The 1432-nt window shown below is 44.0% G+C and carries 1 protein-coding gene; it reads right to left on the bottom strand.

Annotated features, from left to right (window positions below; genetic code table 11):
• Positions 1-10 precede the first annotated feature (10 nt).
• Positions 11-1348 (bottom strand): IS4 family transposase, encoded by a 1338-nt coding sequence (locus VJL_RS11825; protein ID WP_038878169.1) that lies wholly within the window; start codon positions 1346-1348, stop codon positions 11-13.
• Positions 1349-1432 lie beyond the last annotated feature (84 nt).

Genomic DNA, 1432 nt, shown 5'->3' with positions numbered 1-1432 from the left:
GCAATGTAGTTCACTTAAGCGGAGCTGCTTTGCGATTAACTGGGTAGCGAGTCTTTGACATTTTTACCGCCCTAGGCCGATTAGGCTTAGGGCGTTTGTCTATAAAGAGGATTGATAAGTCTCCCCTGAGACTCTTTAAACGCTTAGGTGTATTGCCTAGCGATAACGCTTTACTCATCACTTTCAGTTGACTCGCTATAAACTGACAAGCGTATTTAAAGCTAATTTCATTCGGCATTCTTCCATGCTCAACTGCTGCCTGACTCGCTTCACGTCTTACTAAGTTATAACCAAGCAACAGCCCCCAGAGTTCTTGATAAACAAGGTCTACTGTTCTACTGCGTAATACTAAGGCATTGTGTTGCATTGAGCTTTTGATATCACGATAACCTAATTCGATTTCCCAACGTTCGTGATAAAGTTCAGCTACTGCTTTCGCGTCGTAGTTTGTCCTAGGAAGGGAGGTAAAAACAGTTTTCTTCTTACCTTGTACTTCATAGGTCACCGCTCTGACTTGCCATTTTTCAGGTAAACTAGGATTCTTTTTGCGAGCTTGCGGTGAGACGTTCATTTCGATGACCATGTCATTACTTTCTTCTTCATCTAAAAGAGTGTATTTCAACCCCTTCCTTGCTGGTATCAACCAATGTCTATTAATACCGCTATTTTGAAGAGAGAGAAGTAAGTCCGCACCGTAAAACCCTTTATCTAGTAGCGTCACAGAGTTATCTGGCAAAGAGTCGATGAAGGGCATAGCAAGTGGGATTTCACCACGCCGATAGGGGCTTATGGCGGCATCAGCGATGACATGAGAGCGGACATTCATTATGGTCACAACTCTTAGCACTGGATGCGGTGTTTGTCTGTTGCTAGAGGTATTACCCGAGCCAAAGTGCTCTCTAAGTTCGGGTGTATCCGCGGTTCGAAAAAGAGCACCGTCTACAGCAAAAACTTGTAATCCTTGCCACGTGTCATCACGGTATCGTTCAAGACCCCACGTCCGTCCACATTGTTTAAACAACCACTCTGGTGCAGCTCTACCTAAACGTTGCCTTGCCTGAGTTAAAGCACTTTTTGCTAATAACTCTTCATCAGCTAAGCCATCCGCACAAACATTCATTCTTCGTGCAACTTCGGCAATAGGTTCATTACGAAAGAAGGCCATGCCGACAATTAACCACAAGACCATATCACTTGGTAATCGACGTCGGCGAATAGTCGCTTTATCAGAAAGACTGGCCGCCTTAACAATCCACTCATCTGGAATATGTTCAGAGAAAGTAGTGAGTTGAGCTACATCAACAGGATTTTCTTCGAGGAAATCGGCAAAACAGTTTTGGATAGACATAAAAAATCGGAAGCCTAGAAACAGGCTTCCGATTATCTCTCAGCAGAAGGATCGGTCAACCGATCCTTATCTGATCTACATTGC

The organism is Vibrio jasicida CAIM 1864 = LMG 25398 (assembly GCF_000400365.1).
In the GTDB taxonomy this organism is placed as follows: Bacteria; Pseudomonadota; Gammaproteobacteria; order Enterobacterales; family Vibrionaceae; genus Vibrio; species Vibrio jasicida.
Note: the sequence above shows the minus strand (reverse complement) of the source record. Positions and strands in the feature narration are given on the sequence as shown.